Annotated in this window: 19 protein-coding genes; 5 read left to right on the top strand and 14 right to left on the bottom strand. The window is 30.3% G+C overall.

Annotated features, from left to right (window positions below; all coding sequences use genetic code 11):
• Positions 1 to 364: 364 nt before the first annotated feature.
• Positions 365 to 1333: a methionyl-tRNA formyltransferase gene (fmt, locus tag HUW60_RS03610; protein WP_190600181.1), complete on the bottom strand. Its 969-nt coding sequence runs from the start codon at positions 1331 to 1333 to the stop codon at positions 365 to 367.
• Positions 1333 to 2775: an argininosuccinate lyase gene (gene argH, locus HUW60_RS03605; protein WP_190600180.1), complete on the bottom strand. Its 1443-nt coding sequence runs from the start codon at positions 2773 to 2775 to the stop codon at positions 1333 to 1335. Before argH ends, fmt begins: the two co-directional genes overlap by 1 nt.
• Before the next feature lie 455 nt (positions 2776 to 3230).
• On the opposite strand from argH, the gene hemC reads away from it, so the two are divergent.
• On the top strand, positions 3231 to 4145 hold the full coding sequence (hemC, locus tag HUW60_RS03600; protein ID WP_190600179.1) for a hydroxymethylbilane synthase: 915 nt from the start codon (positions 3231 to 3233) through the stop codon (positions 4143 to 4145).
• Between the two features lie 232 nt (positions 4146 to 4377).
• Here hemC and ftsY read toward each other — a convergent pair whose 3' ends face one another.
• A complete protein-coding gene (gene ftsY / locus HUW60_RS03595) occupies positions 4378 to 5337 on the bottom strand; it encodes a signal recognition particle-docking protein FtsY (protein WP_190600178.1) in 960 nt (319 codons plus the stop codon).
• Between the two features lie 615 nt (positions 5338 to 5952).
• Between ftsY and HUW60_RS03590 the strand changes: the two genes are divergently transcribed.
• Positions 5953 to 6375 carry a CopD family protein gene (locus HUW60_RS03590; protein ID WP_190600177.1) on the top strand — a complete coding sequence of 141 codons (423 nt, stop codon included), beginning with the start codon at positions 5953 to 5955 and terminating at the stop codon, positions 6373 to 6375.
• On the opposite strand, the gene HUW60_RS03585 is transcribed toward HUW60_RS03590, so the two are convergent.
• The 5 genes from HUW60_RS03585 to HUW60_RS03565 form a co-directional block, all read right to left on the bottom strand.
• Positions 6362 to 7645: a chloride channel protein gene (locus HUW60_RS03585; RefSeq protein ID WP_190600176.1), complete on the bottom strand. Its 1284-nt coding sequence runs from the start codon at positions 7643 to 7645 to the stop codon at positions 6362 to 6364. The genes HUW60_RS03590 and HUW60_RS03585 overlap by 14 nt on opposite strands.
• Positions 7642 to 8529, bottom strand: a complete 888-nt coding sequence (cysM, locus tag HUW60_RS03580; protein WP_190600175.1) for a cysteine synthase CysM — start codon at positions 8527 to 8529, stop codon at positions 7642 to 7644. The genes HUW60_RS03585 and cysM overlap by 4 nt, the downstream gene beginning before the upstream one ends.
• A gap of 18 nt (positions 8530 to 8547) precedes the next feature.
• The gene (thrC, locus tag HUW60_RS03575) at positions 8548 to 9612 is read right to left on the bottom strand and encodes a threonine synthase (protein WP_190600174.1); all 1065 of its coding nucleotides are present in this window, start codon (positions 9610 to 9612) and stop codon (positions 8548 to 8550) included.
• A gap of 10 nt (positions 9613 to 9622) precedes the next feature.
• On the bottom strand, positions 9623 to 10909 hold the full coding sequence (locus HUW60_RS03570; RefSeq protein ID WP_190600173.1) for a homoserine dehydrogenase: 1287 nt from the start codon (positions 10907 to 10909) through the stop codon (positions 9623 to 9625).
• A 490-nt stretch (positions 10910 to 11399) separates the two neighbouring features.
• A complete protein-coding gene (locus tag HUW60_RS03565) occupies positions 11400 to 12059 on the bottom strand; it encodes a Bax inhibitor-1/YccA family protein (RefSeq protein WP_190600172.1) in 660 nt (219 codons plus the stop codon).
• Between the two features lie 58 nt (positions 12060 to 12117).
• On the opposite strand from HUW60_RS03565, the gene murD reads away from it, so the two are divergent.
• Positions 12118 to 13410: a UDP-N-acetylmuramoyl-L-alanine--D-glutamate ligase gene (murD, locus tag HUW60_RS03560; protein ID WP_190600171.1), complete on the top strand. Its 1293-nt coding sequence runs from the start codon at positions 12118 to 12120 to the stop codon at positions 13408 to 13410.
• Between the two features lie 128 nt (positions 13411 to 13538).
• Here murD and miaA read toward each other — a convergent pair whose 3' ends face one another.
• Positions 13539 to 14456, bottom strand: a complete 918-nt coding sequence (gene miaA, locus HUW60_RS03555; RefSeq protein WP_190600170.1) for a tRNA (adenosine(37)-N6)-dimethylallyltransferase MiaA — start codon at positions 14454 to 14456, stop codon at positions 13539 to 13541.
• 906 nt (positions 14457 to 15362) lie between these two features.
• Between miaA and HUW60_RS03550 the strand changes: the two genes are divergently transcribed.
• Positions 15363 to 15671: a BolA family protein gene (locus tag HUW60_RS03550; RefSeq protein WP_190600169.1), complete on the top strand. Its 309-nt coding sequence runs from the start codon at positions 15363 to 15365 to the stop codon at positions 15669 to 15671.
• 86 nt (positions 15672 to 15757) lie between these two features.
• Positions 15758 to 17224: a LysM peptidoglycan-binding domain-containing protein gene (locus HUW60_RS03545; protein WP_190600168.1), complete on the top strand. Its 1467-nt coding sequence runs from the start codon at positions 15758 to 15760 to the stop codon at positions 17222 to 17224.
• A 576-nt stretch (positions 17225 to 17800) separates the two neighbouring features.
• On the opposite strand, the gene HUW60_RS03540 is transcribed toward HUW60_RS03545, so the two are convergent.
• Genes HUW60_RS03540 through ispD form a run of 5 tightly spaced genes read right to left on the bottom strand, consistent with a single transcriptional unit; the run spans position 17801 to position 22128 of the window.
• A complete protein-coding gene (locus HUW60_RS03540) occupies positions 17801 to 18682 on the bottom strand; it encodes a D-alanine--D-alanine ligase (RefSeq protein WP_190600167.1) in 882 nt (293 codons plus the stop codon).
• Positions 18679 to 19512 (bottom strand): UDP-N-acetylmuramate dehydrogenase, encoded by an 834-nt coding sequence (gene murB / locus HUW60_RS03535; RefSeq protein WP_190600166.1) that lies wholly within the window; start codon positions 19510 to 19512, stop codon positions 18679 to 18681. Before murB ends, HUW60_RS03540 begins: the two co-directional genes overlap by 4 nt.
• 11 nt (positions 19513 to 19523) lie before the next feature.
• Positions 19524 to 20933: a UDP-N-acetylmuramate--L-alanine ligase gene (gene murC, locus HUW60_RS03530; protein WP_190600165.1), complete on the bottom strand. Its 1410-nt coding sequence runs from the start codon at positions 20931 to 20933 to the stop codon at positions 19524 to 19526.
• A complete protein-coding gene (ispF, locus tag HUW60_RS03525; RefSeq protein WP_190600164.1) occupies positions 20930 to 21403 on the bottom strand; it encodes a 2-C-methyl-D-erythritol 2,4-cyclodiphosphate synthase in 474 nt (157 codons plus the stop codon). Before ispF ends, murC begins: the two co-directional genes overlap by 4 nt.
• Entirely contained in the window at positions 21400 to 22128 is a 729-nt protein-coding gene (gene ispD / locus HUW60_RS03520; protein WP_190600163.1) for a 2-C-methyl-D-erythritol 4-phosphate cytidylyltransferase, read from the bottom strand. The genes ispF and ispD overlap by 4 nt, the downstream gene beginning before the upstream one ends.
• Between the last annotated feature and the right edge of the window lie 106 nt (positions 22129 to 22234).

Raw genomic sequence — 22234 nt, 5'->3', positions numbered from 1 at the left:
ATTTTCTTTATAATATATAATAAATTATCTATGGGATGATTGATAAATTTCAAGTATTATGTTAAATTCATTGTATTAATATTTGCTTTTGTTAGTAGCATCATCATTTTCTGATTCGACGCAGATTTGAATAGTGATTACAATATTAGTAAGTTAATAAGTTTTGAATATTAAATATAAAATATTTGATACTCAAGGTAAAACAAAGGTATTAATTTTAGATATACTAAAACAAATTAAAGACAGTATATTATAAAATATTTTGAAGTGATCTTATTTGTAAGTAATAAATAAATTTTATTATTTTTTTCAATGCTAGTAAGTGTTATTACCAATCCAAGAATTAAAGCTAAAAAGCTATTTATTAGATTAATCCAATAAATAGCTTAGTAAGTGTATAGGCATTGCTAAAATCTTTAATATTGAGTGCTTTCTTGCCTGAAAGTTGTAAAGTTTCTAGACTTAGTGCGCCATCTCCAGTGGCAACGATACATATCTCTTTGTTATGTTTAATAATATTCCCTGGACTGTAATTATCGTTAGTCATTACTATAGAAGCAGAAAAAATACGTAGAATTTTAGTATCAAATCTATTACTTGATGCATTGGTTTGGGTAATAGGATAGGGATTAAATGCTCTAATTTTCTGGTGGATTTGTATGGCACTTTGAGTCCAGTCAATCCAAGCTTCGTTTTTTTTGAGTTTTTTAGCGTAAGTGATGTTGTTTTTGCTTTGTTCTGTTGGCGATAAATTATCAAGATTATCTAGGACTTCAACAATAGCATTAGAGCTAAGTTTGACTAGTTTGTTATGTAATGATTGTGCTGTATCGTTAAGCGTGATTGGACAAATTTTTTCAAGTAATATATCTCCTGTATCTAAATTTTTATTCATTTGTATAATGCTGATACCTGTTGTTTTATCACCTGCTAAAATTGCACGCTGAATAGGTGCTGCACCACGCCAACGTGGTAATAATGAGCTATGGATGTTAAGACAGCCATATTTGAGCATGTTGAGAATTCTCTCAGGCAATATCTGTCCGTAAGATACTACTATCATCACATCCGCATTAAGCTTAGCTAAAATCTGTTGTGTTTTGGTGTTTTGTAAGTTTTGAGGCTGAAAAATTTTTAAGTTATATTCTAATGCTTTTTCTTTAACAGGGCAGGCTGTTAAGATTCTTCCACGACCTTTAGGGCGGTCTGGTTGGCAATATACTCCAACAATATTATACCTAGCATTAATTAGTGTTTCTAAGATAGCTACTGAAAACTTAGTCGTGCCTGCAAAGGCTATACGAGCCTTAAAAGAAGTGCTTTTGGAGTACATTACTTTAGACTTTCTCTTGCTATTTTAATAGTTTGTTTTACTTGCTTGGGGCTGGTTGCCCCTAAATGATTGCGTGCATTTAATGAACCTTTTAGTGAGAGTACTTTAAATACATCATTTTCAATACGACTATCAAAGATTTGTAGTTCTTTCAAACTAAGTTCGCTTAAATCTTTTTTGTGTTTAATGCCGTAAGAAACTGATTTTCCAACTACTGCGTGCGCGTCTCTAAAAGGTAAGCCTTTGTTGACCAAATAATCAGCTAAATCAGTAGCTGTGGTATAACCTTGTTTAGTTGAGTTATACATATTGTCACATTTTATTTGAATGGTTGGTATCATGTCTGCAAAGACACGTAAACATGCTTTTAAAGTGTCAACCGTATCAAATAATGGCTCTTTGTCTTCTTGATTGTCTTTGTTGTAAGCTAGTGGTTGGGATTTCATAATAGTAAGGAGTGAAGTTAAATTACCATACACACGGCCTGTTTTTCCTCGAACCAGTTCAGGAACATCTGGGTTTTTCTTTTGTGGCATGATGGATGAACCTGTACAAAAATTATCATGTAATTCGATAAAGTTAAATTGTGTACTTGACCATAAAATTAATTCTTCTGAAAAACGTGAAAGATGCATCATGATTATGCTTGCTATGGATAAAAATTCAATGGCAAAATCTCGATCACTTACGCCATCAAGTGAATTAAGACAAATACGTTCAAATCCCAATAATTCAGCTGTACGTGTGCGTTTAATGGGATAAGTGGTACCTGCTAATGCAGCTGAACCTAACGGCATTGAGTTGATACGCTTACGACAATCAAATAAGCGTTCTACATCCCGTGCTAACATTTCAAAATAAGCCATCATATGGTGACCAAAACTGATGGGTTGTGCGGCTTGAAGATGGGTAAAGCCAGGCATGATTGTGTTCATCTCTCTTTCAGCTAAATTAGTTAATACTAGCTGTAAGCGTTTAATTTTTCTAATAATATTATCAACTTGATCACGTAAATAAAGACGGATATCAGTTGCTATTTGGTCATTACGAGAACGTCCTGTGTGTAGTTTTTTTCCTGCATTTCCAATCATCTTAATTAAATGTGCCTCAATATTCATATGTACATCTTCAAGTGTTATTGACCATTTAAATTCACCAGATTTAATTTTATTTAAAATCTTATCAAGCCCTTTAGTGATTTGATCTTTTTCATATTTAGTGAGCACCCCGACTTCCTGCAACATGGTGGCGTGAGCAATTGAACCTTGAATATCGTAAGGTGCTAAAATTTTATCAAAAAATATTGATGCACTAAAAATTTTAACAAACTCATCTGTTGGTTCTCTAAAACGTCCACCCCAAGATTGATTAGTTTGTGTTACCTGTCTAGACTTTTTCCTAGGTACTACTATGTGTTGTTTTTGCTGTGGTTTATTTGTCATTATTTTTTCCTTTTACTGATTAAGTTTAATGATTGATTTGTTAATTACTTTGTTAAGTTCGGTCTAATAATAATCCATTCTGAACACGCTTAACTATTTTGTATAAGTTTGTACTAAATTTGTTTACAAAGAATACTACAGTATCAAAATTAACTCTATTTGGATTAGAGTTTTTATTGTTAGAATCCTTTATGTTTTTTAGTGTACTAGTATTAACATGGAAAATAATAGTCTTATTTTTATATTTACCTAATTTATTTATAAGTGTAATGACTTTTTGTTCTATTCCTGGATAATAATGATTATATAGGAATGGAAATCTTTATTAAAGTGGTAGTTTTATCTTTGCGTACTAACTGAGTATCTTTTAAGAGATTTTTTGTTAAATCTCGCGACACAGAAAAATTAGATAAGATCAAAACATATAGTTATTTTAATATAAACTCTTTTAAACCATGAATAAAATCCTGAAAATTGCAACTCGACAATCTCCATTGGCATTATGGCAAGCACAACATGTTAAATCTAGATTAGAAAAAATTTACCCTAATCTAACGGTTGTTTTAGTAAAAATGACTACTAAAGGTGACCAAATTTTGAATTCATCTTTGTCAAAGATTGGTGGTAAGGGCTTATTTATTAAGGAATTAGAAGTTAGTATTATGAAAGGCGTGAGTGATATTGCTGTACACTCTATGAAGGATGTTCCTTATGAAATACCACAAGAGTTTGAATTAGGAGCAATTTTAAAATGTGAAAACCCATTTGATGCTTTTGTTTCTAATCATTTTTATAGTATTGATGATTTGCCAAAAAATGCTAAAGTTGGTACGTGTTCAATGCGTCGTATTGTACAACTTAAAGTTATCCGACCTGATTTGCAAATTATAGATTTACGTGGCAATGTTAATACTCGGTTAAAAAAATTAGATGATGGAGAGTTTGATGCCATTATTCTTGCTTGCGCAGGGCTTATTCGTTTAGGTTTTGGAAATAGAATTAAGCAACAAATTCCAGAGAATCAAAACCTTCCAGCGGTTGGTCAAGGTGCAATTGGCATTGAGATTCGTGAAAATGATACGGAAATATTAGACTTAATTAAACCTTTGATTGATATTGAGACTTCTTATAGAATAATTGCAGAACGAGCGATGAATACACGACTTGAAGGTGGTTGTTCGGTACCAGTTGCAGGCTTTGCGACAATTAATAATAAGCAAATAACGTTAACAGGTTTAGTAGGTAATGTTGATACTGGTGTGATATTAAAAGAGAAAATTTCTGGTCATGTTTCTCAAGCAGAAATTTTGGGTATTGAGTTGGCAAATAAACTCATATTATTAGGCGCAAAGGATATTCTAAAAGATTAAAATGTGAATATACAATTTGATTTAAAGGTGTTGTTTAAATTATCAGATTAGATAATGTTTATCTAAAATTCTATTTATTTAAAAACAAAGATTAATTAAGATTTTCATTTTCATAACTATTTTGTTGAAAAAGTTATGAAAATGTTGTTCTAATAGCACGTTAATCTTGTAGATTAATAATTAATAAATAAAGAATTGTTTAATATAATAGCTTAAACTTATAATAATTGTATTATTGATCAAACAAAGCGTTTATGAATTCTTTAGGTTGAAAGATTTTAAGATCATCAATCCCTTCACCTATGCCAATATAGCGAATAGGTAAATTAAGTTCGTCAGCAATCGAAAATAAACCCCCGCCTTTAGCAGTACCATCCAGTTTAGTGATACTAATACCACTTAGTTTAACTGCCTTATTAAACTCTTTGGCTTGATTGATGACATTTTGTCCTGATCCTCCGTCAATAACTAGCATAGTCTCATGTGGCGCATTTATATTTTGTTTGGTAATAACGCGTTTAATTTTGGTTAATTCTTTCATAAGATTGTTTTGTGTATGTAATCGCCCAGCAGTATCAGCAAGTAGAATGTCAATATTCTTGGCTTGCGCTGATTGGTAGGCATCAAAAATGACAGAAGCAGTATCAGCACCTAAAGTTTTTGCTACAACAGGGATGTTATTGCGTTGTCCCCATATTTTGAGTTGTTCAATGGCTGCAGCGCGGAAAGTATCACCTGCTGCTAGCATAACCGATTTGCCTTGATTTTGAAAAGACTTTGCTAATTTACCAATCAAGGTAGTTTTACCAGCGCCATTAACACCTACGACTAGAATAACAAAAGTCTCATTAATACTAATATTAAGTTGGTTGTTTTCAATGAACAATTTAGCCAATTCATCTTTTAAGAATTGGTACAAGTTTTCAGCATTTTTTAAGGTTTTTCTAGAAGCGTTTTTACGTGTAGATTTTAGTATTTTATCTGTGGTATTAATACCGACATCAGCAGTGATTAATAGTGTTTCTAGTTCTTCTAATAAATTCTCATTAATTTCTTTTTTACCCAATAATAAAGAAGATAAGCTAGATCCTAATTTTTGTCTAGATTTATCTAGGCGTTGTTTTAATGAAGTTTGTTTGTTTGTGTCTAAATTTTCTGATTTTGACTGATTTTTTTTTAAAAAATTAAACATAATAATTCAAGTATAAAAAAATTGATTTTACTATCCTTTATTTTTATCAAAGTGAAATTTTTGTATATTTAACAATGTATAATAAGAAATTCAACTCATTATGATGAAAAAAATGTTGAATACTATTTTATTCGTTATATAATCTTATTATCAATGAATTTATCGTATGGTGAGTATAGAGAATTTACTTCTAATATATATTTGGTATATGTATTCTTGGATTTATTATAACTAAAGTATAACTTATATCATGCTTAATTAATATTAGTTTTTGGTTTTAGATTTTTAAAATAACTTTTAACTATGGCGATGGTAGCAATTATTATTTCTAATAAATAAACTAATATTAATACATTCAATGTCATTATTATAATGCATTAAGTTTATTTAGGGGAGTAATCACATTCTCATCTAGGAGTGTTAATAGTGTTATTATTAACACCTAGAAACGATATACAATTTATTTATCAACATAGAATATGTAGTTATATGGAATTTCACTATTTTCTTCGATTACATATCGAAGCAAATTTATATGACTATAATTGATGCTTGAATGATGTATATTAATCCTAAAAAGCTTTAATAGGGGGAAAAGGGGGTCGGAGGTTGTGTATGTTGTGGATAAAAGCTTTTCATATTATTAGTGTGATTACTTGGTTTGCATCACTATTTTATTTACCACGTCTTTTTGTTTACCACTCAATGAGTCAAGACAAGCTTAGTATTGATCGTTTTAAAGTGATGGAATATAAGCTTTATACAGGTATTATGATGCCAAGTTTTATCCTAGCTACTGTATTAGGATTATATCTAAGCATTGATGGTTGGGCATATTATTCAATTCAATTTTGGTTATATGTTAAGTTATTATTAGTAATGTTGTTGATAGTATATCATTTTTTTTGTGGCTATTTAGTGGATGTTTTTAAGGCTGATAAAAATACCAGATCTCATATTTTTTATCGTTGGTTTAACGAGTTTCCTGTATTAATATTAGTTGGTGTTGTTGTACTTGTTGTGGTTAAACCATTTTAGTTTTTTGCGTTAACTTTAAGTAACTATTAGCCAATGCTTCGTAGATTGGAGGTGTGGATATTTGTTTAGATATCCAATTAGCGATAAAGGCGACAATCAATGCTGGAATAAGTAAATTAAGTGTATTCGTCATTTCTAAAATGACGAATGTACAAGTAAGTGGTGTCCTAATTACAGCGGTTAAATAAGCAATCATGGACATAATGATAATAATTTGTGGATTGATTTGTGAATAATAATTGCTTATTTCACTACCAATACCAGCCCCTATAGAAATACTAGGCATAAACAAACCGCCAGGAATTGTGGAGGCTAAAGAACTTAGGGTTGATAAATATTTCATCACAATAAAATCATTACCAAATTTATAGCCAGTTAATATTAACAATACTTCTTCACGACCAGAACCAGCAATTTGACCTTTGGATAAATAATTAAATAGTGCAATAATTAAGCCTAATATTAATGCAATTATAATAACTTTGATTTTGGTGTAAGCTGTAAATATTTTAATCAAGTAAAGAGTTATTTTTGAGAATAAACCACCTAAAATACCGGATAATATCACTAATGGTAGTAATTGCCAAATTAGTATTAAATCAATAGAATTAGCTGACATATCGCTCAAATAGATATTATTACCACGATATATAATTGCTAATAAGTAAACTACCACACTAACGATAGCGATTAAAATAAGTGCTTGTTTTTTTAGTTTACGGCCTATTTCTTCAAAACTAAACATAAAACCTGCAATTGGCGCATTAAAGGCGACGATAAGCCCAGCGCTACCACCAATCGCAATCAGTGAATGAATGAGAAGTTTACGTTTAAATTTGATAAACTTATTAAATCCAAAAAATATTGAACCTCCAATATGAATACTAGGTCCTTCGATGCCAATAGGCGCACCACCAAGCATGCCTGCAAAAATAAGTATAATTTTTCCAGTTGCCACTCTAAATGATAATAGCTTTTTACGTATAGATTTATTGCGAGAATCATTGGCAATAATTAGTTGGGGGATCCCACTACCTTGAACATAATGGCAAAAGTACTTAGTAATATATACAACTAAGACAAAAACAACAGGTGTGATAACAAAACTTAAATAAGGCTTTGAAGAAATTAAATGCTTAAATATATTTTGGGCATGTTCACTATAAGTGAGGAAGAAATTAATAACAATAACAGTAATAATACTACTTAGTGCTAAGAATATATAAATTTTTAGTTTATTAGGGAGTTGGTGAGAGAGGTATCTTATCAACTAAATATACCAGTTGAAAGGTAGCGGTCTCCTCGGTCACAAGCAATAGTAACAATAGTGGCGTTATTAACGTTTTTAGATAATTCAATGGCTGAAAATATAGAACCTCCAGAGGATACACCAGCAAAAATACCTTCTATTGTTGCTAGGTTTCGTGTGGTTTGCTCTGCTGATATTTGTGAAATATTCATAATAGTATCTATTTTAGAGAGATTAAAGATTTTTGGTAAGTATGTTTTTGGCCAACGGCGAATTCCAGCAATTTGTGCACCATCTTCAGGTTGAACGCCAATAATTTGAATTGTTGGGTTTTTTTCTTTTAACCTATCTGATACACCCATAATAGTGCCAGTAGTCCCCATAGCGGAGATAAAATGAGTGATTGATCCTTGTGTATCTTGCCAGATTTCTTCAGCAGTTGTATTGAAGTGAGCATTGGGGTTATCTAGATTAGAAAATTGATTAAGCTGTTTACCTATACCTTGTTTTTCCATTTTATCAGCTAAATCTCTAGCACCCTCCATGCCTTCATCCTTAGTAACTAAGATAAGTTTGGCGCCATAAGCACTCATGGCATCACGTCTTTCTTGTGAAAGATAATCAGGCATAATTAAAATCATTTTATAGCTTTTAATAGCTGCTATCATGGCTAATGCAATACCAGTATTACCACTGGTGGCTTCAATTAGGGTATCGCCAGGAGATATTTCACCTCGTTTTTCACTATTTGAAACCATGTTAAGTACAGATCTATCTTTAACTGATCCTGCAGGGTTATTACCCTCTAGTTTAAGTAAGATGGTGTTTGATGAATTAGGGTTTAGACGTTGTAGTTTTACTAAAGGTGTATTGCCAATGGTTTGTTCAATAGTTTTGAATATCATAACTTTTTTTAGTTGGAGTTACATATTGTTAAAAATAGCATTTTTGACTTCACTTATTATTGGGTTAATATTGATTATTTGATTGTTACATTGTGAAATTGCTGTATCAGAGTCTTTTAAACCATGACCTGTTAGTGTACATACTATTTTAGAACCGTTTACAATTTTTCCGCTTTTAATATCATGTATTGCACCTGCTAGTGCAGTTGCTGAAGCAGGTTCGCAGAAAATACCCTCTTTTTCAGACAGTAATTTTTGTGTTCTTAGAATTTTTTCATCAGTTAATGAACTAAACCATCCTTTTGATTCTTTCTTAACTTTTTGTGCTAAATCCCAGTTTTGAGGGTGACCAATACGAATAGCAGTTGCAATAGTTTCAGGGTTATCTATCATAATTCCTTGAACAAAAGGTGCAGATCCTGCTGCTTGATAGCCTATCATTTTAGGCATATTGTTTACCTTTCCTTCTTTATATAATTCTGAATATCCTATGCAATGTGATGAAATATTCCCTGCATTTCCAACAGGTAGACAATGATAATCTGGTGCAAATCCAAGTTCTTCTATAATTTCAAAGGCAGCAGTTTTTTGACCTTGTAAACGAAACGGATTAATTGAATTGACAATAGATACAGAGACATGTTTGGATACTTCTTTAACCAAACGCATGCCATCATCAAAGTTACCTTTGATTTGAATAATAATAGCACTGTGCATCATTGCTTGAGCTAATTTACCTAGTGTAATTTTACCTTCAGGTATTAGTACAAACGCCTTAATACCAGCACGTGCTGCGTAAGCTGCTGCGGATGCTGAAGTATTGCCTGTAGAAGCACAAATAATTGCTTTAGAGCCAGATTCTACCGCTTTAGTAACTGCCATAGTCATACCGCGATCTTTAAATGAACCTGTAGGGTTCAGACCTTCATATTTGATATAAATATCAACATCTTTACTTAATTCTTTAGGTAAATTTACCAACTTAATAAGTGGTGTATTCCCTTCTCCTAAACTAATAAGTTTAGTTTTATCATTCACAGGGAGTCTATCTTTATAGTATTCAATTAAACCTGTATATCTCATTATATATTCCTTAATTAAGTGTTTCAACAAAAATTATTTTAATCTTATCTAAAATGTAATCATATTTTTGAATATCTGTTACTGCCTTGTTTATTTTACTGTTATTAGTAAGGTTAGTAATAAGGGCAATATGTAAATTATTTTTCTGGTTAATCTTCTTTTGAAAAAAAGCCTCTATATTAATATCATAATTAGCTAAAGTTTTTTTAATATCTTTTAATACCCCTAGTTTATTAGTGACTAATAAACGTAAGTAGAAAATACTTGCAATACTATTAGTATTGCAATTTGCAATACTAATTAATGATTTCCAACCAAAAATATCATGGTTTGCAGTATTTCTGATAATATCAATTAAATCAGCAATAACACTACTTGCCGTCGCTTCATCACCAGCACCAGCACCGTAATAAAGTGTTTCACCAACTGCATTTCCTTTGATTAATATACCATTCATTACCCCATTAACATTAGATAGTAAATGTGTTGTAGGTATTAAAGTTGGTCGCACATGCATTTGTAATTTATCGTCTAGTTTTTTAGCAATCCCGATATGTTTAATGGTATAACCTAGTTTAGTTGCATAAGTAATATCTTCGCTACTTATATTGCTAATTCCTTCGGTTGTAATTTGATTGAATTGTAATTCACATCCGAATGCCATTGAGGCAAGAATTGCTAATTTATGCGCTGTATCAATCCCTTCTACATCAAAAGTAGGGTCAGCTTCAGCATAACCAAGTGATTTCGCCTCTTTTAGGGCATCCTGAAAATTTCTGTCTTTGTTGTGCATTTCAGTTAGTATAAAGTTACTTGTTCCATTAATAATTCCAGCAACTAGTTCAATTTGATTAGCACTTAATCCGTCCTTTAAAGATTTTAAAACAGGAATACCACCAGCAACGGCTGCTTCAAATAAAAGATATGTGTTGTAATCTTTTGCTAAGGATAGTAATTCGTTACCATATGTAGCAATTAGAGCTTTGTTAGCAGTTACAACATGTTTGCCGTTTTTAATTGCTTGTTCGATTAAGTTTTTAGCTAATCCTACGCCACCTATTAATTCTAAAACGACACTAATATCATTATCATTTACAATTTTAAACGGGTCCTGAGTAAGTTTAATATTTTTAGTAGGGCAAATTCGTGTTTGAGTTATATCTCTCACAGCCGCATGAGTTACATTAATATTATTACCAGATCGACGTATAATCTGTTTTTGGTTCTTATTTAATACGTTTACTACACCACCACCGACAGTGCCTAGTCCTAAAATTCCAATATTCACAAGCAACATTCCTATATTAAATACAATCAAATGCTACATTATACTCACAGGATATTTATGTGTACATTAGTTATTAATGGGTAAGTAATTTATTAATTTAAAGTTAATTCTATTTTCAATAATGTGTTAATAATTTACTTATATCTAACTATCGAATTCTACTTGTGAAAGTGTGATATTTTATCATCTGGGGTAATAATGTAATAAATCACTAAGCTTTATTTTTTTTCTGATATATACACATAAGTTTTTGTTTATGTCTAATATGATAATCAAGTAAATCGTAGCGTAACTATTTTACTATTTGTTAAGAACGTTTATATATCCATAGTATTCAATTTACCCATATAAATCTTGAAAAATAGTATCCAATTTACTCTAGTTAAAATGATAATTATCATTAATCTTGTTTTAAAGTATTTTCTGAGAAAAATCGTTTATTATTGTTAACAATAATTCCAATATTAGTTCGGTATCCAGATTACTTTTTTGTTAAAAACTAATCTTCTCCAGAAAACACCCCTAGCAACTGTAATAAACTTAAAAATAAGTTATAAATTGAAATAAATAGTGTTACTGTTGCCATAATGTAATTAGTTTCACCACCGTGGATAATGTTTGAAGTCTCAAACAAAATTAATCCACTCATTAATAAAATAAATGTTACAGATACAGTCAATGATAATGCTGGTATAGTAAAAAAGTAAGCGGCAATTCCTGCTAAAAATGCTACAATAATACCTGCTGTTAAGAAACCAGATAAAAAGCTAAAATCTTTACCTGAAGTAACAGCATAAAAAGACAAAGATAAAAAGATAAGACCAGTACCTGTCATTGCCATAGCAATTAGTTCAGAGCCATTTGAAAAAGTTGTTGTATAAGCGCCAATAATAGGTCCTAATGTTAGTCCCATAAAGCCCGTTAATGCGAATACTGCTAAAATTCCGTAACTTGAATTTTTCAATTTATTGGTTAAATATAGTAATCCAAAATAACCACCAATGGTGATTAAAAAACCAAAGTTTGGTAGGTTTAAAGACATAGCAAAATATGCCATTAGTCCACTAAATAACAAGGTTGCAGATAGTAATTGGTAAGTATTTTTTAAAATACTATTAATGTTAATGTCACGTATTTGAGTATTGACTTTTGTATTCATGAATTATGTCCTGTATTTGAAAGTATAAAATATAGTTATTTTACAGATAAATAGCTGTATGAAATTGATTTTAGGCTTAGGAAAAACAGGATTTTCAATTGCTCGTTTTTTATCAGAACAAAATATTAATTATAAAATTGCTGATAGTCGCATGAACCCGCCTTTTTTATATAAATATACTAGCTTGTTTTTCAAGTCAAAACCCATTCTTGGGATGTGGACATTAAGTCTTCTAACAGAAGTAGATGAGATTTTTATTTCTCCTGGTATTGCTCAGAGTGAAATGATTGTTCGTTTGGCAATGAAAAAGAACATTCCTATTATTAGTGATATTGAATTATTTTCAAGGTTTGCAAAAGCGCCTGTCATTGGTATTACAGGTTCTAATGGCAAATCTACTGTGACTAAATTGTTAACACAAATGATTGCTGATTCAGGTATGTTAGTTGCTATAGGTGGCAATATTGGTATTCCTGTACTGGATTGTTTAAATGAAAAAATAGAATATTACGTATTAGAATTATCTAGTTATCAATTAGATTACAGCTATCACTTGAATCTAATAACAGGTGTTGTTCTTAACATTACACCTGATCATCTTGATAGATACAAAAGTTTTAAGTATTACATTAATTCTAAATTAAGTCTATATCAATATTGTCAATATTCGGTAGTTAATTTAGACGAACCGCTTATTCCTAAACAAACTAATGTTAAATATTTTGGTATTAATATACCTAAAAAAGCAAATGATTTTGGTACGGTTACTTGCCATAATATTGGTTATTTACTTAAAGGTGATAATACATTGATGAGTATTGATGAAGTACAACTAATTGGGGAACACAATATAAAGAACATACTTGCAGCCCTTGCTTTAGGCGACCAAATAAAGCTACCAATATCGTCTATGATACAAAGCATTAAAAATTTTAAAGCATTAGAACATCGACTTGAATGGGTAGCTAAAAAACAAAACATTGATTATTACAATGATTCAAAAGCTACTAATGCAACCTCTACCATAATAGCAATACAAGCTTTAATGTACAAATATCAAAATATCGTATTAATTCTAGGTGGTATTGCCAAAAAAGAAGACTACACTCTATTATTCAAATTCATCAATAAGGGCATTACTGGAGTCGTCCTTATAGGGCAAAGTACCTACCAATTTTCGCAAGAAATTAACACTAACAACTTTATCTATGCCAACAGCATGCAAGAGGCTGTTAATATTGCTCGTTCAATGATTAATAAGGGTGTAATTCTATTATCTCCAGGGTGTGCTAGTTTTGATATGTTTGATAATTTTGAGCATAGAGGACGTGTGTTTAAAGATTGTGTTTAGTTTAGATTTTAAAAAGTCCTACTAGGATAGCTTTGGTTAATATAAAAGATGGACTTTATGAGAAGTATATTTCATTGGTAAGAAAAACAAAAATCTAAGAGATAGGTTGTTCTATTTCTGCGATTATTTTATGAGTTGATGAATGTAACTGCTTTAGTAAGATTGGAATTGTTTAAAACTAAGGCGTATTTTTCATTTTTTAGCCAAGTGCTTTGGCGTTTGCACAGTTGTCGAGTGGCGATGATAATTTTTTCTATCATTTCTGTTTTATCTATTTTCCCGTTTAAATATTGCCATGCTTGTCGGTAGCCAACACAACGAATTGAAGATAAATTTTGGTGTATGTTTGGATTTTGTTTAAGATGTTGAACTTCGTTTAAAAAACCATTCTTCATCATTAATAAAAAGCGAGTTTCAATTTTTGCATGTAGTTCGTTTCGTTTAGGCATGAGAATAATTTTTTTAATGGGATGGTCAATAATAGGTTTTTTGTTGCCTTGTAATTCACTAATTGTTTTTCCACTTAGGTTAAATACTTCAAGTGCACGTATGATTCTTTGTGAATCGTTTGGGTGAATTTTATTAGCTGCTTGAGGGTCAATTTTTTTAAGGTCCTGGTGTAGTTCAATTGCACCTTTACTCCTAAGTAATTGGTTGAATTTTTTTTTTGATTTAGCACTTGATTCTGGTAAATTGGATAATCCGTGTTCTAGTACATGAAAATAAAATGAGGTACCACCTACTAAAATGGGTAATTCATTTCTAGCAAAAGCGGTTTTGATTTGTTTGTTAGCATCACGTATAAAATCAAAGGCTGAATATGAACTTTCTGGATTGCAAATATTAATTAAGTGGTGAGGATATTTTTTTAAGGTTGCCTTATCTGGTTTGGCAGTGCCAATGTTCATTCCTTTGTAAATAAGAGCAGAATCAACGCTAATAAGCCGAGTTTTAAATTGTTGGCTTAATTTAATGGCTAAATTAGTCTTACCTGAAGCGGTAGGACCCATTAAAAATATTACAGTTTTATTGATTTGGATTGGCATAAAAAGCTTTTAATTATTAGGTATTAATGAAATATAACCTACATTATAATGTCAGTGTCAAATTTATTAAATGATAAACATATGTTTACAATTGAAGATTAATTCAAGAGTAGTATTCTCCAACCTGATACTGAGGATAATATTATAAATGATGGATTGGTTTATGGAGTAAAAACTAATGTTTATTTGGTAGTAGTTGGGTTTTAGGAAATATTGTAGATATTAAAGTGATAATACTGCCTTATGATATAGTTTAAATATTTTTAAAAATTCTTAGCTCTAATTTGTTAGAATATTTAGTATGGCAATAGATTGATTTAGTCCATCCTGATTTTGATATTCATGTTTTTTCTATTGTTTTCTATTGTTAATGTATCTAGTGACAGTGATTTGATTGAATTTCGCATTCGTTTAATTGAAGATTTACCAATTTTTTCTTTAAGAAGTTGTAATAAAAATCATCATTACTTAAAATTAAAGAACCTAAATGGAATTTTTATCTTATAGAAAAAATAAAAAATTAGTTATTTTAGTAGCTGTAGAAACTGAGTTTAGCCCTATTATAGTGATGGTCAAGCTTGTAAATTGATATTAAATTTAGGAGAATAATATATATTTATTGTGGGGTGTTAGAGATAAGATAGATTTGACTAAATAATAGTCTAAAAACCATAAAAATATTAACCTTATTCCTATATTATCATAAGCAAATAATACTTGTAAGGTAAAAGTAGGTTATATGTACGAAGGTGTGTTAGCTAATTTTGATTGTTTAGTGATTATAAGATTTATGCTTGTGAACTATTGTCAATAGTTAAAACTATAGTGGATATTTTTGTGAAACAAGACGTATTTAGAGAAAATTTATTCTCTGATAATTTTGAATTTTTTTGAAGGTAGTGTGATATGAGTAATATGCAACAATATTTAACTGAACAATTACAAATAGCATTAAGTCCAAGTTATCTTAAGGTTTTTAATGAATCTCATAACCATTCTGGCCCTAGTAGGGAATCTCATTTTAAGTTAATTGTAGTGAGTGATTATTTTGATGATTTAAAACTGATTGAAAGGCATCGTTTTATTAACCAATTATTTAAAGAAGAGATGGTTTATATTCATGCATTATCAATACATACTTATACATCTGCTGAGTGGCAGATGAAAAATGGTGTGCCAGACTCGCCTAAATGTGTAGGTAGTTCAACATCTTAAAGTTTTGTAAACTATTTTTTTTTATTTTTTTCCTATTATTTGGTGTTTGTGAGGGTGCTATAGTTTTAAATACTCTTACAAAAGTAGTGCCAAATCCTATACAAATTAATACTATTAATAACTTGGTTATTGAGAAGGATTTATGGTGTTATATTTCCAATCGTTATATGTTAAGCGTACCCAGTCAAAAAGAATTGTTTTGGCATATTGATTGGTTTAAAAAAAATCCTGACTATTTAACGCGTATTACTAAGCGTGCACGTCCTTATTTGTATTTAGTAAAAACGGAAGTAGAACTTGCTGGGTTGCCGATTGAGATTGCTTTAATGCCAATTATTGAATCAGCTTATTATCCATTTTCTTATTCACATGGTATGGCCTCAGGTTTGTGGCAATTTATTCCTTCGACTGGAAAACTCTATGGTTTAGAAAATAATTGGTGGTATGACGCTCGTCGTGATGTACTTGCTTCAACTAAGGCGGCAGTTAAGTATTTAAAAAATCTTAATAAACTATTTAATGGAGATTGGTTATTAGCAATTGCTGCTTATAATTCAGGTCCAGGGCGTGTACAAAAAGCTATTACTAAAAATAAACAACAAGGTAAACTAGCTGATTTTTGGCATCTAGATTTACCAGAAGAAACTAGAGGCTATGTACCAAGATTATTGGCAGTAGCAGAACTTATCAAGAATCCTAAAAAATACGGACAAATACTCACAGTAGTTAACAATACACCTAAAGTTCAAGCTATTAAGCTTGATTCGCAATTTGATTTAGTGTTAATTTCTGAATGGGCACAACTAGATTTAGAACAGTTATATACTTTAAATCCAGGACTTAAACGCTGGGCAACACCAAGCGATGGTTCTTATAATTTACTATTACCGATTGATAAAGTTGCAATCTTTAAAGAAAATTTGTCCAAATATCCAAAAAGTAATAGAGTGAAATGGGTACGTTATCAGATTAATTATGGTGATAGTCTAAGTAAGATTGCTCATCTATTTAACACTACAATAAGTCAGATAAAAAGTGTGAATAATTTGCATAATAACATGGTTAAAGTAGATGAATATTTGATTGTGCCAGTTTCACAAAAACATGATAAATATTATTTTATCTCAAAAGAAAAAAGAGAAGTTCAAAAAATAAATCCGGAAAAAATTGGTACTAAAGTAGTTCATAGGGTTGTGAACGGCGATAGTTTATGGAGTATCGCTAGAAAATATAATATTCATGTGGATAATATCGCAAAGTGGAATCATATTACTAAAACAAGACTACTTAAAGTAGGTAAAAAATTGGTATTATGGCAACCCAATTCAAGAAAGTCTAAAGATTTGTCAGAATTAATCAATGTAGGCATAAGCATTGATAGGAAAATTATTTATTATGTTAAAAGTGGCGATAATTTGTCTACCATTGCACATAAATTTGGTGTGCGAATTAGTCAACTTAAAAAATGGAATCAATTGATAGATGAACAACCATTACAGCCTAGACAAAAATTAATTGTTATTATTAATGTTATTAATTCTAATATAAAATAAAAATATGAATGTATTGCTGATTAATTAAGATAATACCGTTAAGAGTGTTACTTTTTTATTTATGAATTTAAAATATATACTGTAAATTTCTATACTACTAGTACCGACTTAACGCTCTATTTTTTATAGTTTCTCTGATATTCTTATCAGAATGAATAATATTTAAGTAGAAAAAGAAGTTATTTGATAATATCAATGATATATTTTATTGTTAATTTTGTGGTATATGTAATACATTCAATTAAATATGTATTTTTTAGTTATTATAACCACTTGGAATTTTATCAATATTTCTATCGATTGGCCTTTAGATATTTAAATAGAATTTAACTTTTATCTATTTTTTAGATTATCTTATTGCTCTAGTTGATATATTTTAGTGATAAAGGATAATATTTATTGTATTAATGCTTGTTATGAAATTAAAAGTTTTTTATCAATTTTCCAATCAAATATCAACTTTTAAGAATTCATTTATATGAGTATTTTCTATATTTTATATAACAAGTTCAAATGGAATAGTAGAAAATATTTTGAATATTAGTTGATAAGTAGGTTTTTAAACTATTTATACTTTTATATTTCATTAATAATTGATGTTACTAGTTTATTAAAGTTTATGCCTATTGCTTTTGCCGCTATAGGAACTAATGAATGTGAAGTCATACCAGGAACGGTATTTATTTCTAATAAATAAGGTTTATTATGTTGATTAATAATGAAATCTACTCGCCCCCATCCTTTGGCATTAATAGCAAAAAATGCTTTAAGTGCAATGTCTTGTAATTCTTTTTCCTGAGTTGGGCTTAGATCACAAGGGCATAAATATTGAGTCTTATTTGAGTGATATTTTGACTCATAATCATAAAAATTTTGATCAGTTATAATTTTCACAACTGGTAAGGCTTTATCACCTAAAATTGCTACTGTATATTCATCACCTTTAATCCATTGCTCAATTAAAGCATATGGAGCATATTGCCAGGCAAGCATTAATGCATCATTTAATTGTATTTGATTATCAACTTTACTAATGCCAATGCTGGAACCTTCTAAAGTGGGTTTAACTACCCAAGGTAATGGAAAGCTAATAGGATTAATAGGTCGGTGAATATTTGCAATAATAGAAGGTGCAAGTGTAAGATCGTGCTGTTTCCAGATTATTTTGGTACGTGCTTTATCCATGCTGTTATGACTAGAATTCGAATCAGATCCTGTATAACAAATACCTCGGTCTTCTAGTTGTTTTTGAATATACCCGTCTTCACCACCACGACCATGTAGTATAATAAATACTTGGTCAAATTCTTGTTTCCAAAGTTCTGATAAGTTATCCCCATACCAGTCAAATGTAAAACAATCAATATTTTGATTGCTGAGTGTTTGATAAATAGCTTCGCCACTTCTAAGAGAAATTGCTCTTTCTGCGGAATTCCCTCCCATTAGTACTGCAATCATTTAATTATTACCTCTAACTCTAAGTCAATATCAAAGTTCGATTTTACGGTTTGTTGAATGTGCGTAATTAAATTTATAATATCAGAACTACTGGCTTTATTTTGATTGATGATAAAATTAGCATGTTTGTTTGATATGCAAGCACCACCTATACAAACACCTTTCAATTGGCTATCTTCAATTAACTTTGCTGCAAAATAATTTTTTGAATTTTTAAATACACTGCCACAACTTGCCTTACCAGTAGGCTGGCATTGATTACGCTTATCTAGTAATTGTTTGATATCTATTTGTGGTTTTGTTTGATTAAACTTTAATGTTGCATTAATAAAATATTCGTTGGAGTGTTGAGAGTGAACATGTCGATATCCAATATCAAAATTACCTTTTGTTCGTTTAAATACAACGCCTAATTGATTAATAGTAGTTACACTAACAACATGTTGCCAAAATTCAAAACCGAATGCCCCTGCATTCATCATTAGTGCTCCACCAACAGTACCTGGAATGGCAGATAAGAACTCACCACCGTATAGATAGTTTTCATAGCATAACCTAGATAGTTTTGCCAATGTTACACCAGCTTCAACCCATAGAGTATTTTTTTCAACTTTTGTTTGTTTGAAGTTGCTCAACTTAATTACTACACCTTTAAATCCTTGGTCACGTATAAGTAAATTACTTCCTAACCCTAAAAATAACAGTGGCTTGGTGTTGGTTTTAAGAAAATTAGATAAATCTTTTAAATCGTTTGGGATAAAAAAATATTGTGCTAATCCACCTGTTCTAAATGAACAATGTGAATTCATGGGTTCATTACATAATATCAAATCAGTTATTTTTAGGTATAGTTGAATTTTAGCAACTCAGGTAATGTATGAATATCGCCTGCACCCAAAGTTAATAGTACGTCGTTATTGTGCACAATGTTAGGTAATATAGTTAAGATTTTTTTTGGGTTTTTTATCACCACTGGATTTAGGCTAGAATATTTTCTAATTGCATCAGCTAAGGTGGAAGAATTAATATGAGCAATTGGTTTTTCTTGGGCTGGATATATATCTAGTAATATGAGTGCATCAGCAGTGCTAAGTATATGGGTAAAATTATCAAATAAATCCTGTGTTCTAGAATAGCGATGTGGCTGGAAAATAACAATTAAACGTTTATTTTGATAAGTATTTTTAAGTGATTCAAATACAGCACTTATTTCTTTTGGATGATGACCATAATCATCAAACAAAGATATTTGGAGATTATTAATATTTAATTTTCCATGGTAATCAAGTCGTCTAGCAACGCCAGAAAAATTAGCCAATGCTTTTTGGATGATATTAATCTTAATATTAAGTTCACAGCAAATACCAATGGCTGCTAATGTGTTAAGAATATTATGCTTACCAATTAAATTTAGCTTAATAGGAAATGGTTTTGTATATTTATCATAAATAATATCAAAATACATTTGCATATCAACTTGCTTGACATTAATGGCTTGAATATCAGCATCATTATTAAAACCATAAGTGATGATTGGTCTATGAATTTCGCTTAATATTTCTTTTACGCCTTTATCGTCTATGCATATAATACATGTACCATAAAACGGTAAATTAGCACTAAAACTAACAAAGGCATCTTTTAAGTTTTGATAGTTATTGTCATAAGTTGCCATATGTTCATGGTCAATATTGGTAATTACACTTAACATGGATTGTAAGTGTAAGAATGAAGCATCAGATTCATCTGCTTCAGCAATTAAATAGTCACTTTCACCTAATTTGGCATTAATTCCACTTGAATTTAATATTCCCCCAATAATATAAGTTGGGTCAAGTTCAGCCATATTAAGAATATGGGTAATAATACTGGTAGTGGTGGTTTTCCCATGAGTACCTGCAATTGCTATACCAAATCTAAAACGCATTAATTCTGCCAACATTTCTGCGCGAGGCACAATTGGGATATTGAGTTGATGTGCTTTTATTACTTCTGGATTGTTATCTTTAATTGCACTAGAAATAACAACCGCTTGTGCATTTTTTATATTATCCTGATGGTGGTTATAATAAATTTGACAACCCATTTCTTTCAATCTGTCGGTAATTTTATTTTGGCTAATATCTGAACCAGATATACCATAACCAAGGTTATGCAACACCTCAGCAATACCACTCATACCAGAGCCAGCAATACCAACAAAATGAATATTGGTTATTCTAGATTTAAACACCATGCGCAAATCTTTCATTGTTTTATCACCGTAACAATACTTAAAACTTGAATTCCATTACCTTTTCCAAACTCAGTTAGTCCTTCGTCAGTAGTGGCAGTAATGCCCACATCTTCAAGTGCAATGTTTAGTAATTTAGAAATACTAAGTTTCATTTTTCCAATCATGGGTGAAATTTTAGGATGTAAACATTCAATGGAAATAGCAACATGTTGAATTTTCCATTTTTTTAAATCATTAAATGCTAATTTTAAATATTCAACACTATCAGTTACGCCTTGTTTACATAAAGTATCTGCTTTATTGCCTAATATGTTAATACCAGTAATAGAAGAAATAGCATTTGTAATTGAATGAAAAACCACGTCACCATCACTATTAGCATTAAGACTTTTTGGATAGTCAAACACAACACCTGCCAAAATAAGCAGTTTATTTGTATCACAAAATGCGTGGGAATCTTGTCCTAGTCCAGTTTTTATTTTCATTCTTTATATTGGGCTAAGTAAAAATTTGCTAGTTCTAAATCTTCTGAGTTAGTAATTTTAATATTGCTTTTGCTAGATTTAACCAAGACCGATTTCAGTCTTAAATATTCAATAGCACTGGCTTCGTCGGTAATATTTATACCATCATTAATAACAGTATTTAAGGCTTTTAATAACACGCTAAAACGATACATTTGTGGTGTTTGAGCTTGCCAAAGATTTGACCTGTCAATAGTAGTATTGACAATATTATTGCTAGCTTGTTTAATGGTATCTACAACCTTAGTTGCAAGTAATCCACCGGTTTCGTGATGTTCTAGTTGGTTCATTAAATTGATTATTTCTGATGCTTTAACACATGGACGAACACTATCGTGAACTAATATCCAATCATCGTCTTTAGCAAAATATGTGAGTGCTTTAAGTCCATTAAAAACAGAGTTCATTCTTTCTTTTCCACCAATAACTGTTGTTATTAATTTTGAGTGGTTATTAAATATTGATTTATTGAATAAATAATCTTTATTTGCAAGTGCAATAATACAGCCTTTGATTTTATCAATACTAAGTAATATCTTTAATGTTTGGTCGAGTATAGTTAGTCCATTATATAATTTTAGGTATTGTTTAGAAATTTTAATTTTCCTGTTAATATTTTCCTTTTCAGAGTGCATACGTGTACCTATACCACCAGCAGGAATAATTAAATAATAATCGTTAGACATTTTTCAATTAAATTTTATCTTGATTGATTCAATGGATAATATTTCTCATCTTTTTTAATTAGTTCAAATTTGTATCTATCAATAGATTCTAAAATTTGCTTCTGAT

The organism is Candidatus Vesicomyosocius sp. SY067_SCS001 (genome assembly GCF_014706615.1).
Lineage (GTDB): Bacteria > Pseudomonadota > Gammaproteobacteria > PS1 > Pseudothioglobaceae > Ruthia.
This window is presented reverse-complemented; position numbering and strand designations above follow the sequence as displayed.

What these genes read in the sequence shown, in the direction of transcription:
- fmt (WP_190600181.1), bottom strand. Translation starts at nt 1,333, where the DNA reads ATGTACTCCAAAAGCACTTCTTTTAAGGCTCGTATAGCCTTTGCAGGC.
- argH (WP_190600180.1), bottom strand. Translation starts at nt 2,775, where the DNA reads ATGACAAATAAACCACAGCAAAAACAACACATAGTAGTACCTAGGAAA.
- hemC (WP_190600179.1), top strand. Translation starts at nt 3,231, where the DNA reads ATGAATAAAATCCTGAAAATTGCAACTCGACAATCTCCATTGGCATTA.
- ftsY (WP_190600178.1), bottom strand. Translation starts at nt 5,337, where the DNA reads ATGTTTAATTTTTTAAAAAAAAATCAGTCAAAATCAGAAAATTTAGAC.
- HUW60_RS03590 (WP_190600177.1), top strand. Translation starts at nt 5,953, where the DNA reads ATGTTGTGGATAAAAGCTTTTCATATTATTAGTGTGATTACTTGGTTT.
- cysM (WP_190600175.1), bottom strand. Translation starts at nt 8,529, where the DNA reads ATGATATTCAAAACTATTGAACAAACCATTGGCAATACACCTTTAGTA.
- thrC (WP_190600174.1), bottom strand. Translation starts at nt 9,612, where the DNA reads ATGAGATATACAGGTTTAATTGAATACTATAAAGATAGACTCCCTGTG.
- HUW60_RS03570 (WP_190600173.1), bottom strand. Translation starts at nt 10,909, where the DNA reads ATGTTGCTTGTGAATATTGGAATTTTAGGACTAGGCACTGTCGGTGGT.
- HUW60_RS03565 (WP_190600172.1), bottom strand. Translation starts at nt 12,059, where the DNA reads ATGAATACAAAAGTCAATACTCAAATACGTGACATTAACATTAATAGT.
- murD (WP_190600171.1), top strand. Translation starts at nt 12,118, where the DNA reads ATGAAATTGATTTTAGGCTTAGGAAAAACAGGATTTTCAATTGCTCGT.
- miaA (WP_190600170.1), bottom strand. Translation starts at nt 14,456, where the DNA reads ATGCCAATCCAAATCAATAAAACTGTAATATTTTTAATGGGTCCTACC.
- HUW60_RS03550 (WP_190600169.1), top strand. Translation starts at nt 15,363, where the DNA reads ATGAGTAATATGCAACAATATTTAACTGAACAATTACAAATAGCATTA.
- HUW60_RS03540 (WP_190600167.1), bottom strand. Translation starts at nt 18,682, where the DNA reads ATGATTGCAGTACTAATGGGAGGGAATTCCGCAGAAAGAGCAATTTCT.
- murC (WP_190600165.1), bottom strand. Translation starts at nt 20,933, where the DNA reads ATGAAAGATTTGCGCATGGTGTTTAAATCTAGAATAACCAATATTCAT.
- ispF (WP_190600164.1), bottom strand. Translation starts at nt 21,403, where the DNA reads ATGAAAATAAAAACTGGACTAGGACAAGATTCCCACGCATTTTGTGAT.
- ispD (WP_190600163.1), bottom strand. Translation starts at nt 22,128, where the DNA reads ATGTCTAACGATTATTATTTAATTATTCCTGCTGGTGGTATAGGTACA.